Source organism: Ensifer sp. ENS09 (assembly GCF_014852425.1).
Lineage (GTDB): Bacteria > Pseudomonadota > Alphaproteobacteria > Rhizobiales > Rhizobiaceae > Ensifer.
This window is the reverse complement of sequence record NZ_JACVBP010000004.1, coordinates 89,028-107,789: the sequence shown is the minus strand read 5'-3', so window position 1 is coordinate 107,789 and position 18,762 is coordinate 89,028. Positions and strand designations below refer to the sequence as shown.

13 protein-coding genes are annotated in these 18,762 nt (G+C 63.1%); 1 reads left to right on the top strand and 12 read right to left on the bottom strand.

Annotated elements, in window-relative coordinates; genetic code table 11:
- Positions 1-19: 19 nt before the first annotated feature.
- From IB267_RS20960 to IB267_RS20915, 10 genes are all read right to left on the bottom strand, one after another.
- Positions 20-2,044 (bottom strand): beta-N-acetylhexosaminidase, encoded by a 2,025-nt coding sequence (locus IB267_RS20960; protein WP_192449393.1) that lies wholly within the window; start codon positions 2,042-2,044, stop codon positions 20-22.
- A gap of 78 nt (positions 2,045-2,122) precedes the next feature.
- Positions 2,123-3,073, bottom strand: coding sequence for an ABC transporter ATP-binding protein (locus IB267_RS20955; RefSeq protein WP_192449392.1), 951 nt, complete (start codon positions 3,071-3,073; stop codon positions 2,123-2,125).
- Positions 3,070-3,885 (bottom strand): ABC transporter ATP-binding protein, encoded by an 816-nt coding sequence (locus IB267_RS20950; protein WP_192449391.1) that lies wholly within the window; start codon positions 3,883-3,885, stop codon positions 3,070-3,072. The genes IB267_RS20955 and IB267_RS20950 overlap by 4 nt, the downstream gene beginning before the upstream one ends.
- Positions 3,882-4,784, bottom strand: coding sequence for an ABC transporter permease (locus IB267_RS20945; RefSeq protein ID WP_192449390.1), 903 nt, complete (start codon positions 4,782-4,784; stop codon positions 3,882-3,884). The genes IB267_RS20950 and IB267_RS20945 overlap by 4 nt, the downstream gene beginning before the upstream one ends.
- On the bottom strand, positions 4,781-5,764 hold the full coding sequence (locus IB267_RS20940) for an ABC transporter permease (protein ID WP_192449389.1): 984 nt from the start codon (positions 5,762-5,764) through the stop codon (positions 4,781-4,783). Before IB267_RS20940 ends, IB267_RS20945 begins: the two co-directional genes overlap by 4 nt.
- 19 nt (positions 5,765-5,783) lie before the next feature.
- Positions 5,784-7,397 (bottom strand): ABC transporter substrate-binding protein, encoded by a 1,614-nt coding sequence (locus tag IB267_RS20935; RefSeq protein ID WP_246810809.1) that lies wholly within the window; start codon positions 7,395-7,397, stop codon positions 5,784-5,786.
- Positions 7,398-7,802: 405 nt separating this feature from the next.
- Complete coding sequence (locus IB267_RS20930) at positions 7,803-9,800, bottom strand: glycosyltransferase (RefSeq protein WP_192449388.1); 1,998 nt, start codon at positions 9,798-9,800, stop codon at positions 7,803-7,805.
- Positions 9,782-11,014, bottom strand: coding sequence for an HlyD family secretion protein (locus IB267_RS20925; protein WP_192449387.1), 1,233 nt, complete (start codon positions 11,012-11,014; stop codon positions 9,782-9,784). The genes IB267_RS20930 and IB267_RS20925 overlap by 19 nt, the downstream gene beginning before the upstream one ends.
- Positions 11,015-11,264: 250 nt before the next feature.
- Positions 11,265-12,158 (bottom strand): DMT family transporter, encoded by an 894-nt coding sequence (locus tag IB267_RS20920; RefSeq protein ID WP_192449386.1) that lies wholly within the window; start codon positions 12,156-12,158, stop codon positions 11,265-11,267.
- 102 nt (positions 12,159-12,260) lie between these two features.
- Positions 12,261-13,190 (bottom strand): substrate-binding domain-containing protein, encoded by a 930-nt coding sequence (locus IB267_RS20915; protein WP_192449385.1) that lies wholly within the window; start codon positions 13,188-13,190, stop codon positions 12,261-12,263.
- A 340-nt stretch (positions 13,191-13,530) separates the two neighbouring features.
- On the opposite strand from IB267_RS20915, the gene IB267_RS20910 reads away from it, so the two are divergent.
- Positions 13,531-14,328, top strand: a complete 798-nt coding sequence (locus IB267_RS20910) for a C1 family peptidase (RefSeq protein ID WP_192449384.1) — start codon at positions 13,531-13,533, stop codon at positions 14,326-14,328.
- A 54-nt stretch (positions 14,329-14,382) separates the two neighbouring features.
- On the opposite strand, the gene IB267_RS20905 is transcribed toward IB267_RS20910, so the two are convergent.
- Both IB267_RS20905 and IB267_RS20900 read right to left on the bottom strand, forming a co-directional pair.
- A complete protein-coding gene (locus tag IB267_RS20905; RefSeq protein ID WP_192449383.1) occupies positions 14,383-17,538 on the bottom strand; it encodes an efflux RND transporter permease subunit in 3,156 nt (1,051 codons plus the stop codon).
- 26 nt (positions 17,539-17,564) lie between these two features.
- On the bottom strand, positions 17,565-18,716 hold the full coding sequence (locus tag IB267_RS20900; RefSeq protein ID WP_192449382.1) for an efflux RND transporter periplasmic adaptor subunit: 1,152 nt from the start codon (positions 18,714-18,716) through the stop codon (positions 17,565-17,567).
- Positions 18,717-18,762 lie beyond the last annotated feature (46 nt).

Sequence of the window (18,762 nt, the reverse complement as noted above, 5' to 3'; positions counted from 1 at the left end):
ACTGGAAACTCAACCGCGCCTACTCCGCGGCATAGAAGCCGTAGAGAACAGGCATCAGCCCGACCAGGGCCTCGAAACGCTTGAAGGACTTGCGCTCCGGCTTGGTCCAGCCGGTTTCGGCGAGCGCCGAAAGCCGCGGGAAGACGAGCCGGTCGAAGACGGCGCGGTCGGTCATCGGTTCGGACCAGATGCAGCACTGCACGCCGAGCAGATGCTTCTTCTGCGCATCCGTCCAGCCTTCCACGGGATCGAAGGTGTAGAGCTTTTCCGGATCCGACCAGCCGGCCCAGCTGCCGCCCGGCTCCGACCAGGCCGGGCTGTTGGCCATGTCGAGATAATAGACCTGGCCGGGGCAGACGACGATGTCATAGCCTTCCTCCGCAAGTGCTGCCGATGCCTCGACCGTGCGCCAGCCGAAGAGCAGCGATTTCGCCTTGTCGATGACATTGCCGTGGGCCGCCTCCTGCCACCCGCCGGTGACGCAATCGCGGCTTGCCAGGAATTTCTGGACGCGGGCCAGGAACTCGCCCTGCAGCACCGCAGCACCCGAGCCGTCGATCTCGTCGGCACCGTGGGTGTTGGTGACGACGTTCAGCCGCTTGGCGTGGGTTTCCGCCACCTCGTCGCCGGCGAGCGCGCGTAGCCGTGCCAGTGCTTCCGGCGAACCGGACCAGGCGCCGAGCGGTACCTCGTCGGCGCCGACATGGATGGCGCGCATCGGGAAGAGCTCGATCAACTCGTCGAAGATGATCTCCAGCACGCGATAGGTCTCTTCGCGCGCCGGGTTGAGGCAATTGTCCGGGAAGCCCTGGACCGAATGATAGCTGCCCTTCTCGTCGGGATCGCGCAGCTCCGGGATCGCCTGCAGCATTGCATAGGAATGTCCGGGAATGTCGATCTCCGGCATCACCTCGATGCCGAGGCTCGCGGCAAGCGCCACGATCTGACGCACCGCCGCCTTGGTGTAATAGCCGCCGGTCGGTTCAGGACCGGAGCCGAGCAGCGGCGGGATCTTGCGGCCGTGGCCGCGCCAGGCGCCGATTTCGGTCAGCGCCGGATAGGCGTCTATCTCGACGCGCCAGGCCTCGTCATCGGTCAGGTGCCAGTGGAAGCGGTTGAGCTTGTTCCAGGCCATCAGCCTCAGGAAGCGCTCGACTTCCGCCGTGCTGTAGAACTGCCGGGCAACGTCGAGATGGGTGCCGCGCCAGCCGAGCGCCGGCTCGTCCTTGATCTCGCCGCCCATCGGAAACACGAAGGTGCCCGGATGCGACCGCGCCCCGCGCAGGACCTGACCGAGCGTGATCAGTCCGTAGAGGATGCCCGTCTCGCTACCACCCGAAACGGCAACGCCGGCGGGCGAGAAGCGGATCGTATAGGCCTCCGGACCAAGGTCTGCTGCCTTTGACAGAGCGACCGGGAAACCGCCTTCCGCCGCCGGCCGGACGATGCCCTCGACCGGAAACAGGCCGGCCGTGAGATCGACAAAGGCCTTGGCCGCGGCGGACGCCTCACTGCCTTCGGCCTTCAGATCAAGGCCCGGAGGCGCCAGCAACTGACCGGAGACCGCAACGGCCTGCGGCCAGGGCACGATCGAGACCGGCACCGGCGCCACCTTCGGCACCGGATAGACGGCGGCGCCGCGCTTCAGCTCGGCATTGTCGCCGTGCGCCCGCGAGGCAAGCACGGCCACCGGCGCATTCGTGCCGTCGGACAGAACGAGGAAAGCGGCATTGGCGCCATCGGTCCAGTGGCGCGGCTCGAAGCTCATGCCGAGGGCCTTGAGCGTCCAGGTCGCGCCGGACTTCAGCTCAAACCCCTCCGGCGGCGCGAACTCGGCATAGTTGGAGAGCCGGACGAGAAGCTGCCCGCCTTCGACCTCGGCGGCAGGATCGATGCGCGCGGGGCCGGAGACGCCGAGGCGAAAACCCTTGATCGTCCGGTCCGAATTGTTGGTGAGCGTCAGCGCATAGACTGACCTGTCGGCGGTGCCGACCGGCACCCAGAGCGTTTCCAGAAGATAGTCAGATTTGGCGGCAAACGTCATCAAATGGCTCCATGAGTGATTGGTCTCTGCGTTCGGCCGGAGGGCCAGCGCGTTTCTTGGCGAAGGCGTGTCCTCGGTTCACATAGCTCCCGTCGGCGTTTGGCCAAGGGCACGAACGAAGTGATTCACGGTAACTTCTTCCACCACGTCGGAGGCCGGACGGCTCTTTCGCCGCACCTCGTCGGCATGGGCGAGGAAGCGGGCGCTTTGCCCCGGCACGAAAGGGCGATCGGGATCTGGAACCGCGGACAGAAGCAGTTGCGTATAGGGATGGCGGGGATTGCCGATGACGGCACTGGTCTCGCCCCACTCGACCATCTGGCCTGCAAACATCACAACGACCTCTTCGGCAATGTGCGCGGCCGTGGCGATATCGTGGGTGATGTAAAGCATGGCGAGGTTGCGCTCGCGCTTGATGCGCGCAAGCAGTTCCAGGATGTCGAGCCGGATCGAAACGTCGAGCATCGAGGTCGGTTCATCGGCGACGAGCACATCCGGCCCGACGGCGAGCGCCCGGGCAATGTTGACGCGCTGGCGCTGGCCACCGGACAGTTCGTGCGGAAATTTTCGCGCGGTCACACTGGGATCAAGGCCGACATCGGAGAGCAGGCGCGCGACGGCAGTCCCTGCCTCGGCCCCGGTCTTCGCATGACCGTGCAACAGAAGCGGCCGCGCGAGATGGTGGTAGATGGAGAACACCGGATTGAGTGAGGCGAACGGATCCTGAAACACCATCTGGATCGCCCGGCGACGCAACTTCTCCTCGGCACGGTCGCCGGCCTCGGTGACGTCGGCGCCGCGAAATGCCATCCTCCCCGATGTCGGCGCATCGAGCCTTGCGACGATGCGGGCACAGGTGGTCTTGCCGCAACCGGACTCGCCGACCAGCGCCAGCGCCCGGCCAGGTTTCAAGGCGAGCGAAATCCCCCGCAATGCCTCGACGGCGCCAAAGCTGCGCCTGATACCCTTGAGGCGTACGATCGCGCCGTCTTCACCAGCCATGGTCGTCGCTTGCGGCATCACGTTCATTCGACGACCCCCAGGCTGCGGACGGATGACGGCAGTTGCGGAATCGCGCCCCAAAGTTTCCGCGTGTAGTCGTGCTCCGGCGCCCGGCTGATCTGCTGCGTGTCGCCGACCTCGACCAGTTGCCCTTTCAGCATAACACCGATGCGGTGGCAGAGCTGCGCCATCAGGTGCAGGTCATGGGTGATGAACAGCACCGAGAAGCCGAGGCTGCGCTGCAGGTCGACGATCTGCTCCAGGATCTCCCGCTGCACCACCACGTCGAGCGCCGTCGTCGGCTCGTCCATGATGATCAGCTCCGGCTTCAGCGCCAGGCAGATGGCGATAACGATGCGCTGCCGCATACCGCCGCTGAACTGATGCGGATAGTCGTCGAGGCGACCCACCGGAATGCCGACGAGGCGGAACATTTCTTCTGCCCGCGCACGCGCCTGGGGCCGCGTCGCGCCGGTGTGCCGCCGCAGCACGTCGAAGAACTGTGCCTCGACCCGCATCAGCGGGTTGAGCGAATTCATGGCGCTCTGGAACACCATGCCGATCCGCCGCCAGCGCACATTCTGCAGCGCCGTCTCCGGCATCTTCAGGAGGTTCTGCCCGTCGAGCAGGATTTCGCCGCCGGCGACCCAGGCCGGTGGTTTGGACAGCCGGGTGATCGCATAGGCAATGGTGCTCTTGCCGCAGCCGGATTCACCGGCAAGGCCGAAAAGTTCACCGCGGCGGACCTCGAAGGAGACCTCGTTGACGGCGCGGAAGGCGCCGTCGTCGAGCAGATAATCGACGTTGAGGTTGCGGATTTCCAGAAGTGCATCGCTCATCGGGCCGCCTCCAGTTCACGGCGGCGCAATCGCGTCAGCCGCAGCCAGCGGCTGAGCGCCGGCCCTGAGCGAAGCTGCGGGTTGGCGATCTCGTCGAAGGTGAAGTTGATGAGTGCAAGACCAAGGCCGACGAGCGCGATCCCGGCGGCCGGGACGGCGATATCCCACCAGGCGCCGACGATGATCGCCGAGGAGTTCTGGGCGTTGTAGAGCATGGTGCCCCAAGTCACCCGCAGCGGATCGCCGAAGCCGAGATATTCGAGCGTCGTCTGGGCGACGATTGCATAGATGATGCTGCCGACGACGTTAATGCCGATCAACGGCACCAGATTGGGCAGGATCTCGACGAAGATCACCCGCCAGTGCGGCTCGCCGACCATGCGCGCCGCCACCACGAATTCGCGCTGCCGGAGCGCCATGGTCTGCGACCGGGTCATGCGAGCACCCCAGGGCCAGGAGGTGAGCGCGATGATCGCCATGATCGCCATCGGCCCGACCGTGCCGGCAAAGGAAGCGAGCAGGATCAAGAGCGGAATGTTGGGAATGACCAGCACGGCGTTTGTCGCAAGATCGAGCGTCGCATCGGTGCGGCCGCCGAAGTAACCGGCGACGAGGCCGACGATGGTGCCGAGCGCGGTGATCGCAAGTCCGGTGGCGAAACCGACGGCAAGCGACGGCCTGGCGCCCCAGACAAATTGCGAGAAGACGTCACGGCCCATCTTCGTCGTGCCGAAGACATGCTCGACGGTCGGCGGCTGATGCGAACGGCCGACGCGCTCGCTCGGATCACCCGGTGCCAGAACCGGCGCAAACAGCGCCATCAGGCAGAGCGTGAGAATGATGATAAGGCCGGCAACGGCTTTCTTCTGCCGCCAGAACAAGGAGACGCCCGCATTCATGCCCTGCCCTCCCTTATGCGCGGATCGACCACGCCATAGATGATATCGACCAGGAGATTGGCGCCGAGCGTCGCGATGGTCATCAGGAGAAGCTGCCCCTGGATGACCGGATAGTCGCGGGCGACGCTTGCGGTATAGAGCGTCAGACCGAGGCCCGGATAGTTGAAGACGATCTCGGTCACGATCGAGCCGCCGAAGACGGCGCCCAGCATCAGCGCCAGATTGGTCAGCACCGGCAGCATGGCGTTGCGCGCCGCATAACCGAACATGACCGCCGCTTCCGACAGGCCCTTGGCGCGACCCATGGTGACGTAATCCTCGCCGAGCACCGAGATCATGCTGGAACGCATCGTCGTCTGGAACTCGCCGATCAGATAGGGCGAGAGCGTCAGCACCGGCATGATCGCATGCAGGAAGACGCTGCCGAAAAAGGTGAAGTTCAGCCCCGGATCGAGGCTCGGATCATAGGCATACCCCACGGGCAGGAGCCGGAGCGTCACGCCGAAGGTGAACAGCGTCGCGAGCGCGATGATGACAGGCGGAACGGCGATCATCACCACCGAGAAGGGCGAGACGAAACTGTCGAAACGCCCGCCACGGCGCCAGGCGGCAATCGCGCCGAGCAGCACGCCGACGCAAAGCGAGAAGACAATGGCGGTCACCACGAGGAATGCCGTCCACCCGGCCGAGCGGCCGAGCACTTCAAGCACGGTTTGCGGATAATATTTGACCGAGACGCCGAGATCGAAATGAGCGAGCCCGACGACATAGTCGGCGAACTGCTGCCAGATCGGCTGCTCGATCGCACCGAAGCGCGCCTTGATCGCCTCGACGGCCGCGGGCGTTGCCCGCGGTCCGAGTTGGGCGATCATGCTGTCGACGGGGGACCCCGGCATGAGCCGGGGAACCGCGAAATTCATGACGATCGCGAAGAGGAACGCCACGCAGTAGACGGTAAGCCGTCGACGGGAAAGTCGCATCGCTGAAACCCGCTTTCGCTTATTGTACGGGCTTCAGGCGAAGCAGATGCACCAGCCGCATCCGGTTGTTGTCGTGATCCTCGGGGTTCATGACCGGCTCGTCCTTCGTCACCCAACCGGTGAAGCGCTTGGTCGAGAACTGATACCAGGTCGGACCGTTGAAGACGGGAACGACGGGCAGATTGTCGGCGACGATCACCTGCACCTGGTCGAACAGCTTCTTGCGCTCCTCGTCCGTTGCGGCGCGGCGGTAATCATCGAAAACCTTGTCGAGGTCCGGGTTGGAATAGCGTGACGGCGCACTGGTGATACGCCCGCCGAAGCCGGTCGACAGCGACTGGAAGTAGCCGCGGAAAGGCGTCGGCCCGTCGGCGCGCGAATTCATCACCGCCTCGAAGCTGCCGTCGAGGATCTGTTTCTGCCACTGCTCGTATTCGGGCGTCGCGACGGAAGCGTTGACGCCGATCTTACGCAGACCTTCGGCCGCGATCTGCACCGCGTCGATCCAGTCGGTCCAGCCGTTCGGCACGATGATCGGGAAGGCGATGGGCTTGCCGCTCGGCGTGGTGCGGAAGCCTTCGCCGTCCTTCTTGTAGCCGGCATCGTCGAGCAGCTTGTTGGCCTTGTCGATGTCATAGGCGAGCCACTCGTCCTGCGCGCCCTCGGCGGCCTTGTTGCGCCAGCTGTCGAAGCGCGGCGGCAGGCCGCTCGCATGGGTGTTGACGACCGGGTAGCCGAAACCGGCGATATCGACCATCGCGGTGCGGTCCATGGCAAGGCTGAAGGCGCGACGGAAGGTCATGTCGTTGAAGGCCTCGGCATTGCCGGGGCTCGACGACTTGAAGTTCATCTGGAAGGCAACGGTTTCGGCCGGCGGCTGCCAGTAGCCGTTGTGCTCGGCATCGAGGCCGACATAGGTCTTGTCGATCTGCGGCAGGAACGAACCGAACCAGTCGATCGCGCCTTCCGGCAGGAGCGCCAGCATCTGGTCGTTGCCGGAGATCTGCGGCAGCTTCAGGCAATCGACCTTCAGCGTCGCGGCATCCCAGTAGTTGGGGTTGCGGCACTGCTCGTAGACCTGCGGTGTGAAGCGGCGGATCTCGGTCATCGGGCCGGAGCCGACGGGCGTCTCGTTCTTGAAGGCCAGCGGATCCTTCACATCCTTCCAGATGTGCTCGGGCACAACCGGGAAATCGGCAAGCGACTCCGGAAAATGCGTGTCCACGTCCTTGAGATTGATCTTCACCTCGGTCGGCGACGGCGCCTCTACGGAAGCGACGGTCTCACCGACACCGACGGTATCGACGGCCGGGTTCTTGAGCATCATCTCGAGCGTGAATTTCATGTCGGCCGAGGTCAGCGGCTTGCCATCCGACCATTTAACACCGTCGCGCAGCGTATAGGTGATCGACTTCAGATCGTCGGCAAACTTGTAGGCCGTCGCCAACCGAAAGACCGGCTTGCCGCCGTCGTAATCGTTGAAGATCACCAGCGGCTCGTAGACGAAATCCATGGTGCTCTGCCGACGACCGCCAAGGTCGAACGGGTTGAAATTCTGCACCCAGCTCGTCTGCTCTTCGATGTGCATGGTGAGCACGGATTCGGCGCGCGCCTCAGCGGCGCCGATCATCATCAGCACGGTCGCGAGCGTCCCAAAACGCCATGCCGTACCGCTCCTCCCGACCCTCGGCGCATTGCGCAAAGGCCGCATTTCCTCGACTGCCGTCATGACGAATTCCCCCTCAGGCTTCGTTGATCGAACTATTAAGTCAAGTAATTTGACTTAACGATAAGTCCGCCAAAGTCGCGCTGTCAATCGGGGTATTTTCGCCGAGACTAAAGTTATGGTCCGAACCGCCAAGTGGTATTTCGAACGAGAATACCACTTCCGAAAAAGCGGCGTTCATCGGTTTGTTCAGGCCGCTAAATTGGTCGCAGACGCACCGAGACCGGATCATGAAAAGCGAGAATCACTGCGCGGACCGGCGAAGTTTGGCGGCTACCGGAGCTGCCATGCCGGGCTCGCAGCGGCCGTGTGCTAGGAGACAGTACGCGTGCGACCGAAGGCGCGCAGCAAGAGGTTCACGGAAACCGCGACCTTGTCGATATCAGGGATGTCCTGCGAGTATCGCCCCGTATAGAGCTTGACGATCATTTGGTCGCGTTCCTTGCCCTCGAGGTTGTAGTAAAGGTGAAGGTAGAAGCGCCGCTTGTCGCCGGTACGCGATATGTCGCCGCGCCGCTGCGTCACTTGCCTGAGGTCGGCCTGCAGCGGCTCGAAACCGTCGAGCCTGAGGGTCACTTGCGCAGACTTGAAGCGCACCTCCGGCGGAACCGCGACCACCGCCTTGTCGAGCGACAGGCTGACCACGCGCCCCTGTGCCCCATCGACATTGGCGGGCTCGTCGAGCTTGAAAGCCTGGAAAAGGCGACGCGGTTTTTCGAAACAGATCAGCGACGCGATGACGAGCACGACGATGTTGATGCCCGACCAGACGGCTCCGATCGCCGAGAACGACCTTTGGACCTGCGCCGTTTCCGGCACGAGGTTGATCAGAAGTCCCAGCGCCGTGACGGCGATGAAAGCGGCAATCCAGGTAAACGTGTAGGCGTCGAAGCTGTTTGCCTCGTTGCCGGTGCCTTTCGGGGTTACCTTGAACGGCTTGCCGAAGGGGCGCACGAGACTGGAGAGAACGGTCGGCAGCATGCGGAAGGTCGCAAAGGTTCCGACTGCACTGGAGACCACGGGCAGATAACGCGTCGGCGTGATCCAGAGCATCAGGAGGAAATAGGCCGCCAGCACCGGAAGCTGATTTGAAATATAGTCGGCAACGCCCGTGAAATGCAACGGCAAGGCTCCGAACCAGAGATAGGCGATCGGCACGATCAGGACGATCAGGCGCACGACGTACTGGACCAGCCAGGACATGGGGAGAAACATGATCCGCTGAAACAAGGACAGGCCCGGTCCACGCAAGGGGCCGTTGTGGAGATAGAGCGTCTGGATGCCGCCCTGGCACCAACGTTCCCGCTGGACGAAATAGCCTGTCAGGTTCTCGGCCGCCAATCCCATCGACAGCCGTTCGTTCAGGTAGCGAGTCTTGTAGCCCTTGTTCAGCATCGACAGCGTCGTCAACAGGTCTTCGGTGATTGACTCCGTCGGGAAGCCGCCAATCGCATCGACGGCCCTGCGGCGGGCGATCGAGCACGAACCGCAGCAGAAGCTGACGTCCCAGACGTCGCGGCTTGGCGCGATCTCGTCGAAGAATAGGCGTTGTTCGTCCGGCCAGATGTTCTCCAGACCCAGGTTCGATTGCACCGGATCGACGTTGAAGAAGTGCTGCGGGGTCTGGACGATCCCGATCCCCTCGTCCGAAAAGAACGGCAAGGTCCGCTTGAGAAAATGGCGATAGGGAACAAAGTCTGCGTCGAAGATGGCGATGAAATCGCCCGAACTCGCGCGCAGCCCATTGTTCATGTTCCCGGCTTTCGCGTGCGCATTGTCCGCTCGTGTCAGGTGGACCGCGCCCCGCTCTGCGCAGAAGGTCCTCAGCCAATCACGCCGGCCGTCATCGAGGACATAGACCTTAAACCTGTCCTTCGGATAGTCGAGCGCCAACGCTCCGACGATCGTACGCTCAAGCACATCGAGCGGCTCGTTGTAGGTCGGAATGAAGACGTCGACCGTGGGCAGATCCTGCGCCTCGCGCGCAAAGAACGTCTTCCCCAAGCGGTCCGCCTCGAGGCTACGGTCGACGTATCGGCTCATCAGAATGAGGAACAGAACGACTTCTGTGAAGGCAAGGAGCTCGATGACGAAGACGATCCAAACCCACCAGACGTTTGCGCCATCGGTTGGATAGGGAAGGACGGTTTCGAAGAGGCGCCAGACCATGTAGCGCAATGCGACCGCCCCAACGACCGCGCAAGTGATGGTGCGCGCCCAGCTTTGATGCCGCGACCAGTTCGATGGCCCAAGCAGGAAGAAGGCGATCACCAGCAATGTGGGCGCGAGCGCTAGAAGAGGTTGAACCAAAGCCCTTTGATCCACTGTGTCAGTTGCAGATTGTGCCGGGAGATGCGGACCTGGGCGGACCGCCCCACCTGGCAAAAATTGCCGAAATCGGTGTTGAGGGCGGAAGGGAGGAGTTGAACGCGTATCCTGGCATCGCGCTCCTCGGTTTCCGGCTCTTTGGCCGCGAGATTGTCTTTCTCAACGACAGCGGATGAGCCTTTGACGGCCTGCACTTTCCCCTTGAAGACTTCGCTTCGCCCGAGAAGCCGGACTTCCGCCTCACGGCCCGGGTAGATCTCGTCGTAATCGACTTCGGGAACGAGAATGTCGACGAAAAGTTCGCGGCAGTCGAGGATACGCAACAGCTCGTTGTTCAGGATGACATTGGAGCCGTTGACGACGTTGCGGGTCCACACCACGCCGCTGAAGGGCGACGCGATTTCTGCCAGTTCGAGACTGCGAACGCGCTTCTCCTCCTCCTCCAGCTGCCGCTCAATCTGCTCGGCGCGCGTGCTGTTTTCGACGATGCGGGTGTTGATGTCGTTTATACGAACGATCACCTCGTCCTGACGCTGGCGCGAATAGGGCACGTCGTTTTGGCCATCGCCGACGATGAATATCCCCTCACGCAGGGCCATCAGCCGTTGTTCGAGAAGATCGAGCGACAAATTGCTGATCTCGACCTCGCCGCCCGTGGCCGCGCCGGCGGCGGCTGCCGCCTCGACCATCTTGCGCGTGAATATTCCCTTGGACTCCAGTTCCTGCCGTCTATCTAGGTCTACCCTTGCAACGACGTCCTGGGCACGCGACACCTCCACCCGCTTCTGCAGGATGCGAAGTTCGCGCTCCAGACTGGCAATGGTGGCGTTCTTGAATTTCTCCAGCCGATGGGCGAGTTGGTTGCGCAAGGCGACGAGTTCATCGCGTTCACGCTCCAGCGCCGTGACGCGGTCGGCGGCCGTTTTTCCTTCCGCCTGCAAGGAAGCAAGGATCGCCCGATTGACCCGTTCGTTGCGTATGGTCAGAAGCGTCCCGTTTTCGGCGACCGGCGTGCCGATGCGTGGCGGCGCTTGTCCGATTTCCCCGTCAATCGGCGCGTTGATGACGGCAAAGCGGGCATTCACGGTGCCGTCGAGGCTGGTAAAGCCCGTCAGTCCAGGCAGGAGCACGACGATTGCAAGCGTGAGCAGCAGGACGCCGACTGTGATGCGTGTGATGCGATGGTTCAGGAGCATGCCAACCGTTCCCAGTCACGACCCTTGCCGGAGGTGGCAGACATCAGCGCGTAATCCCGCACCAACTGCCGTTCCGGCTGCATGAAGAAAATCGTGCGCAAAGGCGCTGCGGGCAACCCTTAGAAATTGGTGCTTTTGTCATTCGGTTAACCAGTTACGAACGATCCACGCCCTGGACACAGCCGGTCGTCCTCTTCATCCGGAATGATCATGTCAGCGCAAACGCTTCGACTTAAAGTGGGAGTGGTCCTCAGGCGACCGATCTTGACGAAAAAGCAACCTGACAGATCATGGCGAGGAAGATGACCACGCAGCCGAAGATCTGGGAAAGGCTCAAGGGCGTCCCGAGAAACGCCAGCGCGAAGACGAGAACCCATACCGGTTCGCAGCACATGATCACCGATGCCCGCGCCGCCGAGATCAGCTGCTGGCCGCGAAACTGCAGGACGAAACGCAGGCAGGTCGAGACCAGGATGCTTGCGAGGAACCAGCCCCAGGTCTCGATCGAAGGGACTGCCGCGGGCATCTCTTCGACGAGCAGTGAAACGGCGAGGATGAGCACCCCTGCGACCACCAGTTGGATCGCGGCTACGGCCACCGCGCCGACCTCGGCGGAATTGCGTTTGACCAGCGCGATGCTCGCCGCCCAAAGCAGGGCCGAGACGACAAAATAGAGGTGAGCCGCCTCGACGCGGGCGCCGGGGCCAAGAAACAGCAAGCCCATCCCGGCAAGCGCGACGGCGATCGAGATCCAGAGCGCTCGCCCCACAGGCCAGCCGAAGAACAGCAAGCCGAAAACCGGTACCAGCAGGTTGCCGGTCGAGGAGATGAAGGCTGCAACGCCAGGGTTCGTCGTCTGTTTCAGACCGAAAATCCAGGCCATCATGGCGACGGCAAAGGCGAGCGCGCCTGGAAGCAGCAGGCGCACCGCCCTGCCCAGTTCGGCAAAGGTCGCGAACCGCGCCAGGAGACCGATCAGCAGGCCGGCGATGACGAAGCGGCTGCCGAGAAAGAGCAGCGGCGGCAACTCGGCTAGCGCATGGATCGAAAACAGCCATCCGGCCCCCGCCACGAAGGCCGCGATTGCGATCTGCAGGTCGGCACTCGGCAGGGAAGAATGCTGGGTGGAACGATCAGAAGACATTTGGACACGAGAAAAGCCGGCAGGCCCTTAACGAGCGGCCTGCCGGCTTCTCTATCGCTTAATACCGGGATCTACCAGTGATCGTTTGAGGCGAAAGGCCGTCTACTGGTTCGCCTTGGCGTAGTCCTTCATGTTCTCGGGCGTTACCAGTTCGAACGGAACCCAGATCTGCCGTTCCGTCTTTTCCTCCCGCGCCAGGGCCACGGCGGCATCCATCGCGGTTGCGCCCTGCGCGATCGCGTTCTGGAAGACGGTGACGTCGAGATCGCCGGCGGCCATGGCGGCAAGCCCGTCCGGCGTCGCATCGATGCCGCCGACCACGACCTTCGACATGCCGGTGCCCGCCGCCTTCATCGCCTGGATCGCGCCGATCGCCATCTCGTCATTGTTGGCGATGACGGCATCGAATTCCCGTCCGGTCGACAGCCAGTTGGTCATGATGTTGCTGGCCTCGAGGCGATCCCAGTTGGCGCTCTGCTCCTCGATCACGCTCATGCCCTTGCAGCCGTCGGTGGCGATGACGTCGTGGATATCCTTCGTGCGGGTCAGCGACGAATGATTGTTGAGCGGGCCCATCAGTACGTAGACGGCACCTTTGCCACCAAGCAGCCGGCACACTTCCTTCGTTTCCAGCGTGCCGGAGTCCACCTCGTTCGATCCGACAAAGGCCGCCGTTTCGGGAAGCGCATCGACATCGGCCGGCGGATGGTTGGCATAGACGATCGGAATGCCGGCAGCACTCGCCATCTTTGTCAGCGCCGGGGTGCCGTCACCATCGACGGCGACCACGACGATCGCATCGACGCCGGAGGAAATGAAGTTCTGCACCTGATCCAGCTGCTTGCTCGGATCGTTCTGGGCGTCCTCGACCTGGGCCGACACGCCATCGAGCTTGGCTGCCCGGTCTTCCATGCCCTGACGCAGGATGGTCAGGAACGCGCTGTCGGAACGGGCAATGGTGATGCCGATGTTCTCGGCGTGAGCGGTGCCAGCCAGCAGAGCCGACATGGCGGCAAACAGCAACTTCCTCATTCGAAACCTCCCAGGGGACCAGACGACTTATGAGCGCTAAACGGAATGTATGATCCATTAAATGTCAACAATGAAACGCACATTTCATTGCACGCAACGATGGAATGATCGAAAACCCTGCGAAACCCAGGATTTTCAGCGTGCATAATTCTGATAACGTAAACCTATGCGCGTATCATCTTGACACACGCGCCGCGGTCGCCGGGGAGATTTCGACTGCGCCCCCGGGAAACGAGGGAGCCTCTTTCGGCTGTCGTCTCACCGGACATACCGGCGGCGCGCGGCGCATGCATCCGTGACTTTCACCCACCCAAACCCAAGCTGTCGGCAGGAGATCCCGATGACCGTACAGGAAGCAATTCTCAACTTCGGCTATGATCCCACGATCAAGGAAGACGGCCCGCTGCTCCGGCCGCCGATACCGGCATCGCTGCCGAGCGCGGCAACCGTCAACGCGTTCTATCTGCCGCCGCCCAAGGCACAGGGCACACCGAGCCATGTCGGCAGTCCCGGCAGTTGCGCCGCCTGGGCCACGACCTACGGACTTGCCAGCTATTGGGCGGCCGTCTCGACCGGCGAGGCGTCGTTGCAACCTGTGCGGCAGGCAAGCCCCGCCCATATCTACATCGAGGTGATGAAGAGCTACGGGAAGACGGGCTGCGCGGGATCACAGCTCGCCTCCTATCTCAATCTGCTCAAGCAGGGCGGCACCCCGAACTGGAAGACGGCGCCCTATTTTCCGAATTGTCCCGAGCTCTGGTCGCGCTACGATCCCAACGCCCTTGCCGATGCCAGCTTCCAGATCCCCGGCTGGGCGACGGTCGAGACCAGCGATCTCGACGCGATCAAGGCCGTCATCGTCGCTGGCGGCGCGCTTTGCTACGGCACATCCCTGAACAAGGGCTTCATGCAATATGAAGGGCCAGGTGCGTTGAGAGGCCCGCTGGAAAAGTTGCCGAACACCGGCCATTGCATGTTGATCATCGGCTATGACGACGAGCAGCAGGCCATTCTCATCCAGAACAGCTTCGGTGAGAAATGGGGCTGCGAATGGAACGGGCGTCACGGCTATATCTGGATGGGTTACGAGCTGTTCCAATACCTCGCCCAGGGCCAGGCGATGTACATTACCGCCTGACGTCGGACGGCTTGCCCGCCGCCCGATCTGCCATCTTCGCAAGGAGCCGTGGCGCTACTCTGCCGCCACGGCTGCGGGATAGGCTACGGTCTTTGCGTCCTCGGCCTCGAGGCTTTCCGCCGTCTCAGGCTCGGCGGAACGCTTCTTCGGTTCGCGCCCGAAGAAGAGGGCATAGCCGGCCGGAAGAACCAGGATCGTCAGCACGGTCGCAACCAGAATGCCGCCCATCATGGCGTAGGCGAGCGGTCCCCAGAAGACACCGCGCGAGATCGGGATAAGCGCCAGCACTGCCGTCAACGCCGTGAGCGTGATCGGACGGAAGCGCCGCACGGCCGACCCGACGATCGCCTCGGCACGGTCCATGCCCGCCGCGATATCCTGGTCGATCTGGTCGACGAGGATGATCGAGTTGCGCATGATGATGCCGAGCAGCGCGATGACCCCGAGGATCGCGACGAAGCCGAAGGGCGCGCCGCTGATCAGAAGGGCGGCCGCGGCACCGATGATGCCGAGCGGACCGGTCGCGAGAACCAGCATCGCCTTGCCGAAATGCTGCAGCTGGATCATCAACAGGATGACGATGACGCCGAGCATGATCGGCGCCTTGGCGGCGATCGACGCCTGGCTTTCGGCCGAATCCTCGGCACCGCCCTGGATGGCGATCGAGTAGCCGGCAGGCAGGCTGTCGCGCAACGGCTGCATCTCACCGAACATTTTCATCGCCACGTCGTTCGGCTGCACGCCGTCCGGCAGCGTGCCGCGCACGGTAATCGTCGGCAGGCGATCGCGCCGCCATTCGATGCCCTGTTCGAGCACCGGCACGACCTTGGCCACCTGCGAGAGCGGTACGAAGCCGCCGAAGTCGGTCGGGATGTAGATGGAGTCGACCGAGCTCAGGAGTTTACGGCTGTCCGCCGGCTCGCGGGCGACGATCGCCACCGTCTCCTCGCCGTCGCGGAAATTGTCGAGCGGCGCACCGGTGACGCTCGCCTGCAGCATCTGGCGGATGCGCTGCGAGGTGACGCCGAGCGCGCGGGCGCGGTCCTGGTCGATCACCAGTTTCATGCCCGGCACCGGCTCCAACCAGTCGTCATGCACGGCGCCAAGCTGCGGGTTCTCGTGGAACTTCGCCTTGACGCGGTCGGCGATGCGCCTCACCTCTTCCCGATCCGGTCCCATGACGCGCATCTGCACCGGCCAGCCGGTCGGGGGCCCCAGAAACAGGCGATCGACCTTGGCGCGCATCGACGGGAAATCGGCGGCTAGAATTCCGCGCATCTTGGCGATCAGCCGTTCGCGAGCCGGCTCGTCCTTGGCCATCACGAGAAGCTGGGCGAAGTTCGGATTGCGAAGCTGCTGGTCGAGCGGCAGGAAGAAGCGCGGCGCACCCTCGCCGATATAGGTGGCGATGAAGCGCTTGTCCTCGTCGTCCATCATGCGGGCTTCGAGTGCCTTGGCCTGTTTCTCGACTTCCTTGATGCTGGTGCCCTCGGGCAGCCAGAGGTCGACGAGGATTTCCGGCCGTGACGATTGCGGGAAGAAGTTCTTCGGAATGAACTGGAAGGCCCAGAGGCTGACGAAGAAGATGACGAGCGTCGTCGACAGCACGATGATGCGATGGCGCACGGCCCACGTCACCGTCGTGCGAAGATGGCGATAGAAGCGCGTGTCGAAGACGTCGTGATGGTTGCCCGCGTGGCTGCGCTGCTTCAGCAGCATGTTGCCGAGCCAGGGGGTGAAATAGACGGCGACGAACCAGGAAACGACGAGCGCGATGCCGACCACGTAGAACAGCGAGCGCACATATTCCCCGGCGGTCGAGGCGGCAAAGCCGACAGGAATGAAGCCGGCCGTGGTGATCAGCGTGCCCGTCAGCATCGGGAAGGCGGTGGAGGTATAGGCGAAGCTCGCAGCTTCGACCTTCACCAAGCCCTCTTCCAGTTTTCGCTCCATCATTTCGACCACGATCATGGCGTCGTCGACCAAAAGCCCGAGCGCAATGATCAAGGCGCCGAGCGAGATGCGCTGCAGGTCGATACCGAGCTCGTACATGATGGCGAAGGTCGCGGCCAGAACGAGCGGGATGGTGATCGCGATCACCAGGCCCGAACGCCAGCCGATCGAAAGGAACGACACGACCAGCACGATCGCCAGCGCCTCGCCGAGCGCCTTCATGAATTCACCGACGGCTTCCTTGACCACTTCGGGCTGGTTGGAGACCTGGTCGACCTTGACGCCATAGGGCAGCGACGCCTCGAAGCGCTCATAGGTCGCCTCCACCGCGTTACCGACATCGGTCACCTTGAAGCCCTTGGCCATGACGACGCCGATCTGCACGCTGTCTTCACCGTTGAAGCGGAATTTGCGCGAATAGGGATCCTCGAGACCGGAGCTGACCGTGGCGATGTCGCCAAGCCGGGTGATCTGGCCGCCGGCGCGAAGCCTCAGGTTCTTCAGGTCCTCCACCTTGTCGAGACTGCCTTCGACCGAGATGCGCACCGAGCGCGTGCCGGTATCGACCGCACCCGCCGGATCGATGTTGTTCTGGCCGGCAATCGTGCTGCGCAAATCGTTGAGCGTCAGCCCGCGCTCGGCCAGCGCATTGGACGAGACGTCGATATAGATCTTCTCCGGCTGGTCGCCGATGATGACGGCCTTCTCGACGCCGGGCGTCGTCAAAAGCATGTCGCGCGCCTGGATGGCGAACTTCTTCAGCTCCGGATAGCTGTAACCTTCGCCGCTCAGCGAATGCAGCGTGATGAAGGTGTCGCCAAACTCGTCGTTGAAATAGGGACCAAGCAATCCTTCGGGCAGCTCGTTGGCGATGTCGCCGACCTTCTTGCGGACCTGATAGAAGGCGTCCGCCACCTGCTGCGCGTTGGTATCGCCTTCGACCTGCAACGTGATGATCGCGCTGCCGGCACGCGTATAAGAGCGCACGAAATCGAGATGCGGCGTTTCCTGCAGCTTGCGCTCGATCTTGTTGACGACCTGGTCCTGCATCTCCTCGATCGAGGCGCCCGGCCAGAAGGCCTGCACGACCATGACGCGGAAGGTGAAGTCCGGGTCTTCCTTCTGCCCCATGCGCATCAGGCCGAAGACGCCGGCAAGGATGATGAGGCCGAACAGGAAACGCGCCATGCTTGGATGCGCGATCGCCCAGCGCGAAAGGTTGAAGGGCCGCTTTTCGTCGGAAGAGGAGGTGGTCATCGGCTCGGTTCCGCGGTTTTCGGGTGTCAGCGCAGGAGGGGGACTTCGGCCTGGGCCGAAGCGGAGTGCTGCATTGTCGCGTTCGAGATCGTCACCTTGAGATCGTCGGCCATGAACTGCGTCCCGGCGGCGACGACGAGATCGCCAACCGCAAGCCCGTCGGTGACGCGCACGCCGTCGGTGGTGAAGTCGGAGAGCGTGACCGGGCGGCTGCGGACGGTTTCCGTACCGCGGTCGACAACCCAGACGATGGTGTAGCCGTCCTTCTGGGCAAGCGCGCTCAAGGGAACCGAGACATAAGGCTTGCCGCTGCCGGCCGATGCCTCGACGGTGGCGGTCATGCCAAGCAGCACCCGCGGATCGTTCGGCAGGCTCACCCGCACGGAAAAGGTCCGCGACTGCTGGTCGGCGCTACCCGCCACCTCGCGCACCGTGCCATCCAGCGACAGGCCGGTGTCGGACCAGAGCCCGACCTTCACCGGAAGACCGGTCTTGAAATTGGCGATCTCCGTCTCGGGCACGGCGACCTGCACTTCCTTTTCGCCCTCGACGGCGACGGTGGCGACAGGCGTGCCCGAGCCGACGACCTGGCCGACATCGGCATTGATCGTGGTGACGATGCCCGGTCGGTCGGAGACGAGGTTCGTATAGGTCACCTGGTTCTCCGCCTGCGACAGCGCCGACTTCGCCGCGTCGCGCGTCGCCACAGCCTGATTGTAGCTCAGCACCGACTGATCGAACTGGGCCTGCGAGGCAAACTTCCGGGCGAGCAGCTGCTCGGCACGGTCGCGCACCAGCTTGACCGTCTCGACCTGGCGCTCGGCCGCTTCCAGATTGGCCGAGGCACTGCGCACGGCAAGTTCGTAGTCGGTAGCGTCGATACGGGCGAGCAGATCGCCGACCTTGACGCGGTCGCCGACATTGACGACCCGCTCGACGATCTTGCCGCTGACGCGGAAGCCGAGGTTCATTTCGGTCCGCGCCCGAACCGAGCCGGAGTAGCTGAGCTGGCGGGCCGTGTCAGCCTCGGCGATCTCGACGACCTTGACCGGGCGCACAACAGCAGTGGCTTCGGTCTTTTCCTGCGAGCAGCCGGCAATGGCCGCCGTGAGCGTCGTAAGGAGTGCAGCAGTGGCAAAGAATGAAATACGGCGGCGAAATTCTAAGGGCTTAAACATGTTCGCACTCCCAAAACAGGTTGGCGCAGGCAGAAGCCGCGCCGGA